We start from the raw sequence: 14,814 nt of genomic DNA on the forward strand, positions 1-14,814 counted from the left end.
ATTACAGATTTAAAAAGTTTTGAAGTAATCTTGCACCCACTTTCCCGGACTTTTCAGGGTGAAACTGGGTAGCAAAGAAATTGTCTTTTTGTAATGATGCACTGAATGGAAGTATATAATCACAAACAGAAGTCGTATACTCAGAAAGCTCACAATAGTAGCTGTGCACGAAATACAGGTCATTTGTTTTTTCAATACCTGAAAAAACAGGACTCTTCAAATCGTTTACCGTATTCCATCCCATATGAGGAACGATATCATTCGCCGGAAATTTTTTGACATTGATATCAAAAATTCCCATCCCTTTAGTATTTCCTTCTTCATTATCTTTACACATCAGCTGCATTCCCAAACATATTCCCAATACCGGCTGTTTTAACCCGGGGATAAACGTATCAAGTCCTTTTTCCTTTAAAAGTTCCATTGTTGAAGATGCTTCTCCTACGCCAGGGAAAATCACTTTATCAGCCTGTTGAATAATAGTAAAATCATCACTGACCACTGATTCCACGTTTAACCTACCCAAGGCATTCTGAACGGATTGTACATTTCCGCCATTATATTTAATAATTGCAATCATCTTATAAGCTTCCTTTAGTTGAAGGTAAATTAAAATTCTGATCGGTCTGATTTACAGCCATCTTTAAAGCTTTGGCAAAAGCCTTAAAAACAGACTCGATCTTGTGGTGTTCATTGCTTCCTTCCGCTTTAATATTCAGGTTGGATTGAGATGCATCGGAAAATGATTTAAAAAAGTGGAAGAACAATTCAGTAGGAACATCTCCTATTTTTTCTCTTCTAAAATCAGCATCCCAAACCAGCCATGGTCTCCCTCCAAAATCCAGAGCCACCTGGGCCAGACAGTCGTCCATCGGAAGTAGAAAGCCATATCTTTCAATCCCTTTCTTATTTCCTAATGCTTTAAGAACAGCCTGCCCCAGAACGATGGCCGTATCTTCTATCGTATGGTGTTCATCTACCTGCAGATCTCCCTTCACCTGAATACTTAGATCTAAATTTCCATGCTTTGAAATTTGCTCAAGCATATGATCAAAAAAGTGCAGTCCTGTTGAAATACTGGAATTGCCTTTCCCATCGAGGTTAACTTCAATTTCTATTTCTGTTTCATTAGTCTTCCTTGCAACTTTTGCTTTTCTTGGCATATCTTTTAAAAACTGATAAATTTCCGACCAGTCTTTGGTTGTCAAAGCAGCATTATCATCAGCCGTTTCACTGATAAAAATTGCTTTTGATCCTAAATTTTTGGCCAACTGAATATCTGTCAATCGATCTCCGATAACGTATGAGTTTTCAAGATCATAATTTCCATAGATGTATTGACCAAGCATCCCGATTCCTGGCTTTCGGGTAGGAAGATTTTCACGTTCAAAACTTTTATCAATTAATATATCATTGAAAATTATTCCTTCATTTTTAAAAGCATTCAACATTTTCTCCTGAGGCTTAATAAAGTTTTCGTAAGGGAAGCTTTCAGTTCCCAATCCATCCTGATTGGTTACCATTACCAACTCATAATCCAGTTCCCTGGCTATTTTGGAAAGGTTTTGAAAAACACCCGGATAAAACTCCAGTTTCTCCAAAGAATCAACCTGAAAATCTGTAGCAGGCTCAATAATGAGTGTCCCGTCACGGTCTATAAACAGTACTTTTTTCATAATTACACTCTATTTAAAACAGCAATTAATTTCATATTTTCTTCTCTTGTTCCGATATTGATGCGTATGCAATCAGGAATGGCCGGAGCCCTTTTATTGGTAAGTACCTCATTGGCCAGTAACTTTTGATGCACCTGGTCTGCATTGGTAAATTCAACCAGGAAAAAATTGGCATCAGTAGGGAAAATTTTGGTCACGCATTGAAGTTTTTTGAGCTCATTGTCTAACCAGGCTCTTTCAATTAATATATTTTCAACATTCTGCTGAAACACATCTATCTGATCGATGCTTTTTAAAATCAAATCCTGGCTTAAAGAATTAACGTTATAAGGAGCCTTCACTGTGTTGATGAGATTAATGATTTCTTTAGAAGCATAGGCGATCCCAACTCTTGCTCCCGCTTTTCCCCAAGCCTTTGAAAAAGTCTGAAGAACGATAAGGTTTGGATATTTCATCAGCAATTCCAGGCTGGATTTTTTATCTGAAAATTCAATATAGGCTTCATCGACTACTACAATTCCATCAAAATTCTGTAAGTAGAATTCAATATCATCGACACTGTTCCCCGTAGGATTATTAGGCGAACAAAGGAAAAATATCTTAGGCCGGTTTTCCATGGATATCTTGAGAAAGTTTTCCTTGATAATCTCGAAGTTTTCGTCAAGATCCATTTTGATCACCCTGTTTTCGTTGATCGTAGCATAAAATGCATACATCGCAAAAGATGGATTCATCATCATGATAGACTCTTTTTTGGGCTCACAGAAAATCCTTATGATCAGGTCTATAAGCTCATCACTTCCGTTTCCGATTGCGATCTGCTCTGGAGATAGTTCCTTAAGATCTGCAATTTTATTTTTAAGCTTCTTCTGGGTAGAATCCGGATACCGGTTAAACTCTCCAAAAGGACTTTCATTGGCATCCATTAGAACCGGTGATTCAAATTCATTATGATCCCTGAAACTGATATAAGGTTGTAGCTCTAAAATATTCTTCCGTACAAATTGACTGATCGTTAATTGTTTCATCTATTTTTTATTTTTTAATCGTATTGAAACGGCATTCTTGTGGGCAAATAATCCTTCTGCCTCTGCCATTATTTCTATTGTTTTTCCCAAATTCTGCAAGCCTTTTGCTGAAAGCTCCTGAAAAGTGATTTTCTTTACAAAACTGTCCAATGAAACACCGCTGTAATTGCGTGCAAATCCGTTGGTAGGAAGTGTGTGATTGGTTCCACTAGCATAATCTCCGGCGCTTTCACAGGAATAGTTTCCTAAAAACACGGACCCGGCATTTTGAATTGAAGAAATAAATCCCTCAAAATTTTCTATTGCCAGAATAAGGTGTTCCGGACCATATAAATTGCTGAATTCTATTGCTTCTTCTACCGTATTCAGTAAAATAAAATAACTGTTGTTTAAAGACTCTTCTGCAAATTGATTCCTGGGAAGTTTTTTGATTTGATTATCTATTTCTTTGATCGTTTCACTAAATATTCCAAAATCTGTAGAAATAAAAACAACCTGACTGTCACTTCCGTGTTCTGCCTGGGAAAGAAGATCAGCCGCACAGAAAGCAGGTACTGCCTGTTGATCTGCAATAACCAGAACTTCACTTGGTCCTGCAGGCATATCAATGGCTACCCCATAGTTTTGTGCATATTCTTTTGCTGCCACCACAAACTGATTTCCGGGCCCGAATATTTTATATACGTTTGGTATACTTTCCGTTCCGATAGCCATTGCCGCAATAGCCTGTGCTCCTCCTGCTTTAAATATTCTGGTCACCCCACAAATCATTGCGCTATAAAGAATGGCAGGATTAATATTTCCATTTTTATCCGGAGGAGTGCACAGAATAATTTCTTTACATCCTGCTAAACGGGCAGGAATAGCCAGCATCAGAACTGTTGAAAATAAAGGCGCAGTTCCTCCGGGAATATAGATCCCTACTTTATCAACCGCACGATTTTCCCGCCAGCAAATCACTCCTTTTGTAGTCTCTATCTTTTTCGTTTCCGGTTGTTGCAGAGCATGAAATTTTGTAATGTTTTCGCTCGCCTCCTGAATTGCCTTTTTTAACGCTGGGCTGACCAAAGATTCCGCCTGTTCAATCTCGACTTGGGAAACTTCTATTTCTTCAATATCAGCAGAATCATATTTCTTCGTAAATTCAAGCAATGCTTTATCACCTTCCTCTTCTATCTTCGTGAATACTTCTGAAATAATTTCTGAGATTTCTTCTTTTTTCCGGGCCGGACGCTTAACCAGCTCCTTCCATGTTTCTTTTTTAGGATATCTGTGTATAAACATAATTAAATCACCATTTTATCGATTGGAATTATAAGAATATCTTGTGCTCCGTTGTCCTTGAGTTCATCAATAACGTCCCAGAACCTTTCTTCGTCAATAACGGAGTGAATACTGCTCCACCCTTTTTCAGCCAGGGGAAGTACGGTAGGACTTTTAAGAACCGGAAGCACTCTGGAAATATCTTTGATCTTATCATCAGGTACATTCATAAGGATGTATTTGGAATTTTTTGCTTTGAGCACAGCCTTGACCCTGAATAAAAACCGATTCAGAATGTTTTCTTTTTCCTCATTCAACTGAAGGTTTTTAGCAAGTACTGCTTCAGATTTCAATAAGGTGATAGTCTCCCTTAATCCGTTTTTAAATAAAGTGCTTCCCGAACTTACAATATCACAGATCCCGTCTGCCAATCCTATATTGGGAGCAATTTCAACAGAGCCTGAAATAACGTGAATATCTGCTGATACAGCATTTTCTGCCAGAAATTTTTTAAGGGTGTTAGGATATGATGTAGCAATTTTCTTTCCCTGAAAATAATTCAGTTCATCGGTTTCTACATCTTTGGGAACTGCTAGAGAAACCCTGCATTTTGAAAATCCGAGCTTCTGAACAATTTCAATTTGCTTTTCTTTTTCTACCAGCAGGTTTTCGCCTACAATAGCGATATCCACCACACCATCTTCAAGGTATTGAGGGATATCAGAGTTTCTGAGATACATGATTTCAAATGGAAAATTGTCTACAGAAACCTTTAGCTGGTCTTTTCCGTTGTTAACGAAAATTCCACAATCTTTTAAAAGCTGTAAAGAATCTTCATAAAGTCTGCCGCTCTTCTGGATGGCAATTTTTAATTTACTCATTGTTGCACATATTGGGTCTGAGTAAATGAAAAGTATTTTTGAAAAGTTTCCGGGAAGAATTTAAAACAAAAAAACCGTCTGTTACTCAGACGGTTTTTAATTATTTTTTGATTTTAACACAGGCTACTATCAATCAATTCCGTCTTAGCAGAGATGATGATGATAATGATGTAGTGTTAAAAAATTCGGTTTCATGTTTGAAAATTGTGGTACAAATGTAGGACTTATTTTTAAATAACAAAATTTTTTTACAAAATTTCATGATATAAATTCATCAGTTCCTGTGCAATAGGTTCGTCATTAAACTTCTGAACAAACTCAAAACCCAGATCAGCACGACGTTTTCTTTCGGCCTGATTATCCCATAAAAATTGTATTTTGGATTGAATATCCAAATGATTTTCCGGATTAATATAAACGGAGTTCTTTCCTCCCGCTTCCGGCAGACTGCTTATATTACTTGTTATGGCAACGGTTTTTGAAAAAAGCGCTTCGATAACAGGGATTCCAAATCCCTCAAATAAACTGGGATAAATAAAAATATCAGCAAACTTATAGATAACGGCCAGTTCATCCATAGAAACTCCTTCTAAAAAGTGAACCTGATTTTCTAATTTATTCTTCCTGATGAAGGTTTCCAGTTTCTTATAATATCCGGTTTTCCGTCCTATAACAACCAAAGGAATTCCGGTTCCATTGATAGCCTTTAAAACATTTAAAAGATTTTTACGCTCCTCAATAGTCCCTACATTTAAAATAAATCTTTCCGGAAGTTTAAATTTTTCTTTTGTAGCTTTAATCAAATCTTCGGGCTGCTGTTCTTTAAAAGCCTTGTGACAACCCTGATAAATAACTTTAATTTTATTTTCAGGTACCTTCAGATATTGGATAATATCGTTTTTGGTCTGTTCTGAAATAGCAATAATTTTGTCTGCACTTTGCGCCGCCTTTTTAAATTTCCATAAATGAATCTTGCGGTCAAAAAATGAGTAATACTGAGGATATCTTACGAAAATAAGATCATGAATCGTTACAACCTTCTTTATTGGTTTTTTGTCCCATTTTAAAGGCAATTCCCCGGATAGACCATGAAAAATATCGGCTCCGCTTTTCTGGGCATCCTTTCCCATTTTGAACTGACGGGACATACTTCCTTTGGAGGTTTCAACAAACTGAACATTAGGGTTTTGAAGTATATCTGCCCCCCTGTCGGATTTATTTTTATTGAGTAACAGGTACTGATTATCAGGAAAATATTCTGAAAGAATTCTTACAAGATCCCTGGAATAATTACCCAGCCCGGAAGTATTATGGAAAAAACGTTTAGCGTCAAAAGCAATCTTCATGATTCTATCTTTTTTTGAAATTCCTGAAATGTTCCAAAGCTATACTTCTTATTTTTCAGCCATCCTATGAATTCATCAAACCTTTCGACCATATCAATTCCGGAATTTTTCACCGTAAAGCCGGGAAGTTTAAAGGCTTCATCCTTAATTTCAGCAAACTCCCAAGGGTGAAAGTATATATTAAGATACTTATCTTTCTTCAGGCTATCTGAAGCTATTTTTTTATAGATGGAAAGGGGAAAATTATGGAAACTCAGCCAGAATAAAGGAATCCTGAAATTTGGAGAAACAGAAGCCGGAATCTGGGTAACATTTCCCTCTTTAAAATAGGTCCTGGATACTTTCAGGTTATTATATCTTCCCGGTAAAAAGGTTGGATTAATCGAAGAATTATAAGAATAACCCGCTTTTTCCACTGCCATTTCATTAACAGGCATCATCCTTGGCATCCGAAGGCCGGTAACTTTTGCTGAAAATAACTCTTCAAGTTTCTCCCGGGATTCTTTTAAATGCTTTTCCTCAAATTCAGAATGAAACCATGTATGGGAAGCCAGTTCATGTCCTTCACTTAACAATCTTTCGATTAAATGTTTACTGTTTTCTGCAAAGACAACAGTTGAAAAAAAAGTCGCTTTTACCTGATGTTTTTTCAAAAGGTCAAGTATTCTTTCCAATCCTTTCTGAGAAATAGAGATCTGCCTATCAAAAGGAATTTCTCCTTTATACTCTAATGGCATATCAAATTCCTCGATGTCAAAACTTAATAAAACCATTTATAATTTTTTATTTTTAATAATGTAATTAGGCCTTTCTTTAACCTGTTTAAAAATTTTACCCAGATACATCCCGATAATTCCAAGGATGATCAGCTGTAAGCCACCAAAAAATACGATCGTCATAATCAGAGAGGCCCAACCTGAAATTTCTGTATGAGACACAAAAGAATGAATCACATAGATTCCATAGCCGATCACTGATATTGCAGAAAACAGGAATCCCAAATAAGCCGCAATATAAAGAGGTTTTACGCTGAAAGCCGTTATTCCCGTGAAAGCAAAAGTTATCATCTTCTTAAGATTATAGCTGCTTTTACCAGCCAACCTCTCATTAGCTGTGAAATTAAGAGCCGTTTGTTTAAAGCCCATCCAGCTTGTCAGTCCTCTTAGGAATAAATCATCTTCATTGAATTGCCTCATTACTTCCACAGCACTGGCATCCAAAAGTCTGAAATCAGATCCTCCGCCTTTAGTAAGGTTTACATCAGAAAGATTAGATAACAGCTTATAGAAAAAATCGGATGTTTTCCTTTTAAAGAAAGAAATTTCTTTCGGATAGGTCCTTACCGTTAATACAACATCATAGCCTTCTTCCCATTTTCTGATCATATCAGGAATCAGCTCCGGAGGGTGTTGAAGATCTCCGTCCATAGAAATCACAGCATTTCCGTAAGCCTGATCCATCCCTGCTTTTACTGCCGGCTGATGCCCGAAATTCCTTGAGAATTCAATAAATTTCACTTCATCATACAGCTCGGACAGTTCCTCAAGTTTTTGCTGTGTATTATCCCTGCTTCCGTCATTTACAAATATAATTTCGAAATCATAAGCCTTTAACCCGGAAAAAACCTCTTTGATCTTCTGATGGATCATAGCTACGTTTCCTTCTTCGTTATAGGCTGGTATTACAATAGAAATTTTTTTCATCGGATCAGTTCAGGCTATAATTTTTTTCAAAATCTTTGGTTAAAAGTTCATATACAACTCTTAGCCAAACAACAATGCAAGGTACCGCTTTTAATGAATATTTGATGATATAATCATTTTTGACTGATTTAGGAAAAAGATCTGAAGTTGAAAAACAAGTAAAAATGATCACAAAAATCAACAATCCAATGATAAATGGTGTTCTTTCTTTCTGAAGAAAAAACCAGATCATCACTCCTACAACAGCAATGATATACGTAGGTGATTCTGAACTTGAGCTGAATAGCACCAAAAACAATAATGTAGAAGCCAGAATCATTAGCTGAAAAGCATAATTTTTATATTGTTTTATTCGCACATATGGCAAAGCAAATAATGGTAAGCCAAAAGCTAAAAATATAAGATTGGAAATGGAGGCATCCCCAAGAACTCTTCTTACAAAACCCATTAATGAAATATCCTGCATATTTCCCAATACCTGGTTTTCATTATTCTTCTCTATAATAGAATGAAACCAATCTGCATAGCTCTGTATGACAAACTGAGGAGTGGAATAGATCATAGGAATGACAAAAAACAATGCGGCAATTACAATCCCCGAAATAATAAACTTCATCTTATTTTTGATGAAGAAAAACTGGCTCAATCCTACAATACCATATATTTTCACAAAAACACCAATGAGAATCGCTGTAGCCGAACGTACTTCTTTTCTTTCATAGATGTATACTGCAGATAATATCAAAAGCCCTGTAAGAGCTACATTAAACTGCAGACTTAATGCAGCGGTAATATACTCCTGGAGGCACAGCAATCCGAATATCGCCTTTTTGGAATCCGAAAACGGAAGCTTATAAATGGCAAATACAAATACAAAAGTATTAATCAGATTCCAGAGTGAAATTCCCAGCCAATCCGGCATAACGGCAAACGGAGCAATCAATAAGCTAAAAAAAACTCCATAATGATTCAAATCAAAATAGAGGTCAGGATAATGGATAAATAAATTTTTCTGATGAATGGTATTAAAAAATACATTTTTAAAAATCAGATAGTTGTTGATAGCATAATCTCCTCTCAGATATTTGGAAATTGCAGTAACTACCGATATAATAAGATAAACCCCAAATATATATTTAGGGTTTAGTATAAATTTTAAAACTTTATCTTTCAAAATTGTGCAGTATTAGATGGATAAGCGCTTATACAGCTACATTATTTTCCCTTAATGCATCATTAAGAGAAGTCTTCTTGTCTGTAGATTCTTTTCTTGTACCAATAATCAAAGCACAAGGAACCTGATATTCCCCTGCCGGATATTGTTTGGTGTAGCTTCCAGGAATTACCACTGAACGGGCAGGCACTCTACCTTTAATCTCAATCGGTTGATCTCCTGTAACGTCAATGATCTTTGTTGAAGCAGTTAATACTACATTCGCTCCCAATACCGCTTCTTTTTCCACATGTACTCCTTCTACCACGATACATCTTGAACCAATGAAACAATCGTCTTCAATAATTACAGGTGCAGCCTGTAATGGCTCTAAAACACCACCGATGCCAACACCACCGCTAAGGTGAACATTTTTACCGATCTGTGCACAGCTTCCAACAGTTGCCCAGGTATCCACCATCGTTCCTGAATCTACATAAGCCCCGATATTTACATAAGAAGGCATCATAATTACTCCTGAAGCAACAAAAGCTCCTTCTCTTGCAATAGCATGAGGTACAACACGTACTCCTTTTTCAGCATAATTTCTCTTCAAAGGAATTTTGTCATGGAATTCAAATGGTCCCACTTCAATGGTTTCCATTTTCTGAATCGGGAAATACATAACTACAGCTTTCTTCACCCATTCATTTACCTGCCACCCGTTTTCCGTAGGTTCAGCAACACGAAGTTCCCCGGAATCCAATAAAGAAATAACTTCTCTTATCGCCTTCTGGCTATCTTCATTTTGTAATAAGTCCCTATTATCCCAGATGTTCTCAATAGTTTGTTGTAACGACATGTTTCTAATTTAAATTAATTTTTTCAAGTATAAATAACGACCCGTTGATGCATTATTTCCGGCGATAAAAGTACAAAAGTTTGTTGTAGTATACAAGTTCAGAGAAATGACAAATAGTAAGAAATTAACAATATCAATTATTTTATACAATTCCGGATCGGACTCATATTTTTCTATTCACAAATAATAAATTCCATCGTTTTATCAATATGTTTTTGCCTGGTTATCGGCTTTGCATATTGTTTGGTGCTGTATTTCATTAAATAAGCCTGATTAGTAGAAAAAATAAGGTCGTTAAGATCAGCTGGAATACAAGCCTGGATGGTAAATATGTGATCTCCACATTTTATTTGTCCACAAGAGTCTTTTAAAAAAGTATTATACCAACTTCTTTCAGCAAAGCCCCAGGAACGGGCAAAAATTCGATCATTTAGAACTACCATCCAGATATCTAAAAAAGTTTCCCGCTGTAAACCAGCTTTTATTCCAGTAATTTCACTTTCATTTACATACTGTATAGCCATTTGTTTATTCATTTTGTTCTGATTTTTCACAAAACTAGCCTGAATGCAAATACGAGAAAAATTAATTATTTAGTTGGCTATGAATCGTATTCTGTTGCATGATATATCTATGTGGATGGATTATAGCATCATTCTATGTAAAGTATTTGTAAAACATTCCCGATAGCTTTTCGCTACAGTAATTTTTAAATCTTTATACATTATTTGATTATTTTCGAAAGATTCAATATTTGTTAGATTCACAATATATGAATTATGAATACGCATAAATTCATCGGGTAAATTTTCAATCAAATCTTTCAGTGTTTTATAGTAAATATATCGTTTCTGGTCACGGGTATAAATTTCGACATAATTACCAAGTCCTTTTATGACGATAATATCATCAAAGAAAAGTTTAATCAGTTTTTTATCTGTTTTGATAAAGGCAAATCTCTTATTTCCCATGTATACTATTACTCATTACAAAACCCTTCGGGCATGCAGATACGCTTTATTCCAATACTTTTCATTTAAAGAAGAAATCATCACCCCTTTTGAGGTTGAAGCATGGATAAATCGGATTTCGCCATCGTTTCCTATATCATGAACAATGCCAACATGTGATACCCTACTTCCACCTGCAGTTGCAAAAAACAGCAAATCCCCGGGTTTCACTTCACTGATGTCAATTTTCTTTCCTGTATCTGCCTGATCAGAAGATCTTCGAGGTAATTTCTGGTCGTTTTCTTCAAATACTTTTACCGTAAAACCGGAACAATCGAATCCGGAAGAAGTACTGCCTCCAAATTTATACGGAGTTCCAATGTACTTTTCAGCATCTTTCAGAATACTATTGATTGAGCCAGACACTTTCCCATTGAAATTTGAATCCAGACGTCTGAGGTTTTCAGATCTTGCCACTGTTTTTGTGTTGCTCTTTTTTGAAGAAACACTTTTGCTGCTTCCGCATGAAATCACAGTAGAGGTTACAATCAGCAAAGCAGCAATCTGCTTTATTCTCATTTTTCCAATAAATAATCCTGTTGTCATATCTGCTTGATTTTTACCGATGTACGTAATTATCTACAAATATACATTTTATATTTTAATTATATAAAATCTATACTACAACTATATTATAAATATATGTTAAAATTTTGTATTTATTTAATTATCATTATATTTGGGTTTAATTTTGAGAAAATGGCCACATATGAAAGCATAATTAAATTAACAGGATCAGTTGGTGACCTTGTTTTTTACACTTTGAACGGAAAAAATGTCGTTCGGAAGAAAAGTGGGTTTAATAAAAATGCTTTCAAAAAAAGCGCTTCCTACGAAAAAGTAAGACAAAACAGTTCCGAATTCGGACATTGCTCAAAAGTGGGTAAAATAATACGCCAGGCCCTCGACCATTACGTTAAGGCTGCTGGAGACCCGCTACTCTATCAAAGTTTCGCGAAAACAATGACGAGAATTAAGGATCTGGATCAGATTTCAGCTAGAGGAAACCGTAATGTAAAAAATGGATTGTCTTTGGAAGAGGGAAAAAAACTGCTCAAGGAGTTTCAATTTGGACAGATCCCGGTTATTTCAGACCATATTTTTGTCTCATTTGACCTTTGGGAGAACAATCTTCATATTGATAAAAAAGATGAAGCTGATGAAGTTACCATTGTTACTTTAAAGGTAGATACTAGCTTGTATTCAATTGAAAAGTTTGAACAAACCGAGGCTTTGAAACCTGACACGGAAATGATCAGGTTTGAAAAGCATTTTTCTGACGATGATCTTCTCCTTTATTTTATGGTTTTGAAAAGAAAAGGTGAGATTTTAAATATAGGGTTTGTGTAATGTAAACCATTCCGTCATATATTTTTTTAGCTCCCCTTTCATATATTTTTTTAGCTCCCCTTTATATTGAAATATTAAGTATGCATCATGCCAGGATATGACAAAAGCAGCAACCTAAAAAGCAATTGAAATATATCCAGCAACAGTAAAAAAGGAAACAAAAAATCCCTCATTTGAGGGAAGTATTTCTTAATCGTCACAGTGGGTAGTAACACAATAATTACCAGTTGGGTGATAACAACATTGATATTCTGCAGTTGGACAATGTGATCCTCCGCATGCTGGACCTGTTGGATCTGTTCCGATTCCGGTATCTGGTTTGTCAGGGCCCCCTCCGTTAACTTGCTTTAGTTTCGCTCTTGAAACTTTTTTTAGATTTTTCATAGTAGTTTTATTTTATGAATTGTGAATATAATAAAAATAAAGAAATATACAATGCAAATAAATAAAATAAAGCTAATTTTAAATATGAAATAACAATTGTAAAACTTTATCAGTGCTTTTAACAATTTATTTATAATGATTTTATTATCAGTTACAATAAATAATCTATTTGCTAAAACGGTAAAATAATTTAATGGAAAACATACTCAATGTATACGTAAAAAAACTTAAGCAATGAGCTATTTATGAGTTTATAAAAAATAATTGTGCTTTTGTGTATCAGGCTTATTATTGAAATAAAAAATCCCTTTATATAAAGGGATTGCTCATTGTTTGTGGAGAATACGGGGATCGAACCCGTCACCTTTAGACTGCCAGTCTAACGCTCTAGCCAGATGAGCTAATTCCCCATTTTTGTGAACTTCATTTTCTGAAGCGGTACAAAAGTAAGTATTTATAGCGCATATACAAATATTTTCTAAAATTTTATTTATAAACTTCTGTAATGAACTGAATAATAAATACAAAATTTAGTAAGCTCAGAAATAAATAGCTGTACCAGGATTACAATTCATTTTTTCCAAGGTCTATTTTTAACTTTTTTCTATCATCCGCAGTCTTTATGACTGCAATCATAAATGTATTATAAGAGTACACTTAAATTTATACTTATAATTTTTCATCGTTTTTACAGTCGTTGAGCTTCCCGATATGGGAAGCTTTTTTTATTGAAAAAACATAGAAAATGACGTCTACATACCACACGGAGGTAAAAACTGGTTTGGAATTTGCTGAGAATTTTTCATCAATCTTTATAAAAATTATTCTTATAACCTAAAAGCTTACAATTATGATAATACGTGAAGATTTATTGCTGGCACATGGTGCGGTTTACAAGGAATTTCAACCAGATGAAATAATATTTGAAGAAGGCAGTCAACCTAAATATTATTATCAGATATGTACTGGTACAGTGGAGTTATTTAATTACCACTCAAACGGAAAAGAATTTATTCAGAACATTTTAAATGACGGACAAAGTATTGGTGAGTCCCTGTTATTTACAGACAGACCTTATCCAATGAACGCAATTACAAAGACAAATTGCATCCTGTTATGTCTTGGCAAAAATGATTTTAATAATCTTGTAAGCCAGGATGCTAACATAATGCAGAATTTATTACAATGTTTGTCTGAAAGGTTGTATTACAAATATTTAATGCTTTTTAATTTATCAGGCATTGAGCCTGCTACAAAGATTAAAACAGTTCTGGATTATATTAAAGATTATAATTTAAGAGAGGTATCTGATACTGTCCAGGTTCCGTTTACCCGTCAACAGATTGCAAACCTAACCGGTCTGACGGTAGAAACGGTGATAAGAACCATAAAAAAAATGGAAACGGAAAATATCCTGAAAATAGAAAGAGGAAAAATCCATTATTAACGGCTAAAATACCTAATAATAGGAAAAATAATCTGTGGAGTCTTTCAAAAAAGAAAGACTCTTTTTTTATGGCTTGAAAAAGATTTAATAGAAAATCTTCCCATTTACGATTGAAAGCAGATTACGACTCTCCATCCTTTTAACTGTCCTTATGACCGATTCAATAGTTAACCCCGTTAACGATGCCAATTGCTGTCTGGTATAAGGTATAATAAAGGGGCGAGTATCATTTAATGTATAAAACTCTTTAATATAATCTAATAAAATAGTTAATCGCTCCTGAGAGGTGACACACCCCAGTGTTGAGAGCATAAGATTTTTATAGTGGATCCTTTCTGCTGTATAGGCATATAAATTGACTAAAAGAGAAGGAATATTTTCGATAAGTTGTATAAACTGATTCTTTTCTACGCGAATGATCTTACAATCTGAAATTGCTATCGCACTAAAAGGATATTTTTTATCAGTAAATAAATAAGATTCTGCAATGCAATGCCCATTGAAAGGCAGACCATAAAAGTATTCTTTACCGTCAAAATGAACTGAATTCATCTTTGCTGTACCTTTTATAATCTGTAAATAATATTTTGCATGAGTAGCCTCTTCTACTATACATTCATTAGCCCGATATTCTATTACTTCTCCCCCATTTTGAAGTAACAGATTTTCGCATATTATCATTTCTTAATGTTTGGTCATTCAAAATTATAG

17 protein-coding genes and 1 tRNA gene are annotated in these 14,814 nt (G+C 34.9%); 2 read left to right on the plus strand and 16 right to left on the minus strand.

The features are described from left to right. Window position 1: 1 nt before the first annotated feature. From hisH to G9C87_RS16195, 13 genes are all read right to left on the minus strand, one after another. Window positions 2-580, minus strand: coding sequence for an imidazole glycerol phosphate synthase subunit HisH (gene hisH, locus G9C87_RS16135; RefSeq protein WP_172283009.1), 579 nt, complete (start codon window positions 578-580; stop codon window positions 2-4). A 1-nt stretch (window position 581) separates the two neighbouring features. Continuing rightward, window positions 582-1,676, minus strand: coding sequence for a bifunctional histidinol-phosphatase/imidazoleglycerol-phosphate dehydratase HisB (gene hisB / locus G9C87_RS16140; RefSeq protein ID WP_172283011.1), 1,095 nt, complete (start codon window positions 1,674-1,676; stop codon window positions 582-584). A gap of 2 nt (window positions 1,677-1,678) precedes the next feature. Beyond that, complete coding sequence (gene hisC / locus G9C87_RS16145) at window positions 1,679-2,704, minus strand: histidinol-phosphate transaminase (protein ID WP_172283013.1); 1,026 nt, start codon at window positions 2,702-2,704, stop codon at window positions 1,679-1,681. Continuing rightward, complete coding sequence (gene hisD, locus G9C87_RS16150; RefSeq protein ID WP_172283015.1) at window positions 2,705-3,988, minus strand: histidinol dehydrogenase; 1,284 nt, start codon at window positions 3,986-3,988, stop codon at window positions 2,705-2,707. It lies immediately after the preceding gene. 2 nt (window positions 3,989-3,990) lie between these two features. After that, window positions 3,991-4,848, minus strand: coding sequence for an ATP phosphoribosyltransferase (gene hisG, locus G9C87_RS16155; protein ID WP_172283016.1), 858 nt, complete (start codon window positions 4,846-4,848; stop codon window positions 3,991-3,993). A gap of 248 nt (window positions 4,849-5,096) precedes the next feature. Then, the gene (locus G9C87_RS16160; RefSeq protein WP_172283018.1) at window positions 5,097-6,194 is read right to left on the minus strand and encodes a glycosyltransferase family 4 protein; all 1,098 of its coding nucleotides are present in this window, start codon (window positions 6,192-6,194) and stop codon (window positions 5,097-5,099) included. Then, window positions 6,191-6,967 (minus strand): polysaccharide deacetylase family protein, encoded by a 777-nt coding sequence (locus G9C87_RS16165; RefSeq protein ID WP_172283020.1) that lies wholly within the window; start codon window positions 6,965-6,967, stop codon window positions 6,191-6,193. Before G9C87_RS16165 ends, G9C87_RS16160 begins: the two co-directional genes overlap by 4 nt. Next, entirely contained in the window at window positions 6,968-7,897 is a 930-nt protein-coding gene (locus G9C87_RS16170) for a glycosyltransferase family 2 protein (RefSeq protein WP_172283022.1), read from the minus strand. 4 nt (window positions 7,898-7,901) lie between these two features. Beyond that, window positions 7,902-9,071 (minus strand): glycosyltransferase family 87 protein, encoded by a 1,170-nt coding sequence (locus tag G9C87_RS16175; protein WP_172283023.1) that lies wholly within the window; start codon window positions 9,069-9,071, stop codon window positions 7,902-7,904. 28 nt (window positions 9,072-9,099) lie between these two features. After that, on the minus strand, window positions 9,100-9,912 hold the full coding sequence (locus G9C87_RS16180; protein WP_172283025.1) for a 2,3,4,5-tetrahydropyridine-2,6-dicarboxylate N-succinyltransferase: 813 nt from the start codon (window positions 9,910-9,912) through the stop codon (window positions 9,100-9,102). Window positions 9,913-10,085: 173 nt separating this feature from the next. Next, window positions 10,086-10,448: a DUF2255 family protein gene (locus tag G9C87_RS16185; protein WP_172283027.1), complete on the minus strand. Its 363-nt coding sequence runs from the start codon at window positions 10,446-10,448 to the stop codon at window positions 10,086-10,088. 108 nt (window positions 10,449-10,556) lie between these two features. Next, window positions 10,557-10,883 (minus strand): LytR/AlgR family response regulator transcription factor, encoded by a 327-nt coding sequence (locus G9C87_RS16190; protein WP_172283029.1) that lies wholly within the window; start codon window positions 10,881-10,883, stop codon window positions 10,557-10,559. A 15-nt stretch (window positions 10,884-10,898) separates the two neighbouring features. Further along, window positions 10,899-11,468 (minus strand): C40 family peptidase, encoded by a 570-nt coding sequence (locus tag G9C87_RS16195; RefSeq protein ID WP_228457032.1) that lies wholly within the window; start codon window positions 11,466-11,468, stop codon window positions 10,899-10,901. Between the two features lie 153 nt (window positions 11,469-11,621). On the opposite strand from G9C87_RS16195, the gene G9C87_RS16200 reads away from it, so the two are divergent. Next, window positions 11,622-12,272 carry a hypothetical protein gene (locus tag G9C87_RS16200; RefSeq protein WP_172283031.1) on the plus strand — a complete coding sequence of 217 codons (651 nt, stop codon included), beginning with the start codon at window positions 11,622-11,624 and terminating at the stop codon, window positions 12,270-12,272. A 189-nt stretch (window positions 12,273-12,461) separates the two neighbouring features. Here the strand turns inward: G9C87_RS16200 and G9C87_RS21010 are convergent, their stop codons facing one another. Together G9C87_RS21010 and G9C87_RS16205 are read right to left on the minus strand one after the other, a co-directional pair. Next, complete coding sequence (locus tag G9C87_RS21010; protein ID WP_407933714.1) at window positions 12,462-12,656, minus strand: bacteriocin-like protein; 195 nt, start codon at window positions 12,654-12,656, stop codon at window positions 12,462-12,464. A 336-nt stretch (window positions 12,657-12,992) separates the two neighbouring features. Then, window positions 12,993-13,066 (minus strand) — tRNA-Ala (locus G9C87_RS16205). Window positions 13,067-13,506: 440 nt separating this feature from the next. Between G9C87_RS16205 and G9C87_RS16210 the strand changes: the two genes are divergently transcribed. Beyond that, entirely contained in the window at window positions 13,507-14,103 is a 597-nt protein-coding gene (locus G9C87_RS16210) for a Crp/Fnr family transcriptional regulator (protein WP_172283032.1), read from the plus strand. 84 nt (window positions 14,104-14,187) lie between these two features. On the opposite strand, the gene G9C87_RS16215 is transcribed toward G9C87_RS16210, so the two are convergent. Then, window positions 14,188-14,784 (minus strand): Crp/Fnr family transcriptional regulator, encoded by a 597-nt coding sequence (locus tag G9C87_RS16215; RefSeq protein WP_172283034.1) that lies wholly within the window; start codon window positions 14,782-14,784, stop codon window positions 14,188-14,190. Window positions 14,785-14,814: the final 30 nt, after the last annotated feature.

Origin of the sequence: Chryseobacterium sp. LAM-KRS1 (genome assembly GCF_013184525.1) — a bacterium.
Classification (GTDB): Bacteria; Bacteroidota; Bacteroidia; order Flavobacteriales; family Weeksellaceae; genus Chryseobacterium; species Chryseobacterium proteolyticum.

What these genes read in the sequence shown, in the direction of transcription:
- G9C87_RS21010 (WP_407933714.1), bottom strand. Translation starts at nt 12,656, where the DNA reads ATGAAAAATCTAAAAAAAGTTTCAAGAGCGAAACTAAAGCAAGTTAAC.
- hisG (WP_172283016.1), bottom strand. Translation starts at nt 4,848, where the DNA reads ATGAGTAAATTAAAAATTGCCATCCAGAAGAGCGGCAGACTTTATGAA.
- G9C87_RS16210 (WP_172283032.1), top strand. Translation starts at nt 13,507, where the DNA reads ATGATAATACGTGAAGATTTATTGCTGGCACATGGTGCGGTTTACAAG.
- hisB (WP_172283011.1), bottom strand. Translation starts at nt 1,676, where the DNA reads ATGAAAAAAGTACTGTTTATAGACCGTGACGGGACACTCATTATTGAG.
- G9C87_RS16165 (WP_172283020.1), bottom strand. Translation starts at nt 6,967, where the DNA reads ATGGTTTTATTAAGTTTTGACATCGAGGAATTTGATATGCCATTAGAG.
- hisD (WP_172283015.1), bottom strand. Translation starts at nt 3,988, where the DNA reads ATGTTTATACACAGATATCCTAAAAAAGAAACATGGAAGGAGCTGGTT.
- G9C87_RS16215 (WP_172283034.1), bottom strand. Translation starts at nt 14,784, where the DNA reads ATGATAATATGCGAAAATCTGTTACTTCAAAATGGGGGAGAAGTAATA.
- hisH (WP_172283009.1), bottom strand. Translation starts at nt 580, where the DNA reads ATGATTGCAATTATTAAATATAATGGCGGAAATGTACAATCCGTTCAG.
- G9C87_RS16195 (WP_228457032.1), bottom strand. Translation starts at nt 11,468, where the DNA reads ATGACAACAGGATTATTTATTGGAAAAATGAGAATAAAGCAGATTGCT.
- G9C87_RS16200 (WP_172283031.1), top strand. Translation starts at nt 11,622, where the DNA reads ATGGCCACATATGAAAGCATAATTAAATTAACAGGATCAGTTGGTGAC.
- G9C87_RS16180 (WP_172283025.1), bottom strand. Translation starts at nt 9,912, where the DNA reads ATGTCGTTACAACAAACTATTGAGAACATCTGGGATAATAGGGACTTA.
- G9C87_RS16160 (WP_172283018.1), bottom strand. Translation starts at nt 6,194, where the DNA reads ATGAAGATTGCTTTTGACGCTAAACGTTTTTTCCATAATACTTCCGGG.
- G9C87_RS16190 (WP_172283029.1), bottom strand. Translation starts at nt 10,883, where the DNA reads ATGGGAAATAAGAGATTTGCCTTTATCAAAACAGATAAAAAACTGATT.
- G9C87_RS16185 (WP_172283027.1), bottom strand. Translation starts at nt 10,448, where the DNA reads ATGAATAAACAAATGGCTATACAGTATGTAAATGAAAGTGAAATTACT.
- hisC (WP_172283013.1), bottom strand. Translation starts at nt 2,704, where the DNA reads ATGAAACAATTAACGATCAGTCAATTTGTACGGAAGAATATTTTAGAG.
- G9C87_RS16170 (WP_172283022.1), bottom strand. Translation starts at nt 7,897, where the DNA reads ATGAAAAAAATTTCTATTGTAATACCAGCCTATAACGAAGAAGGAAAC.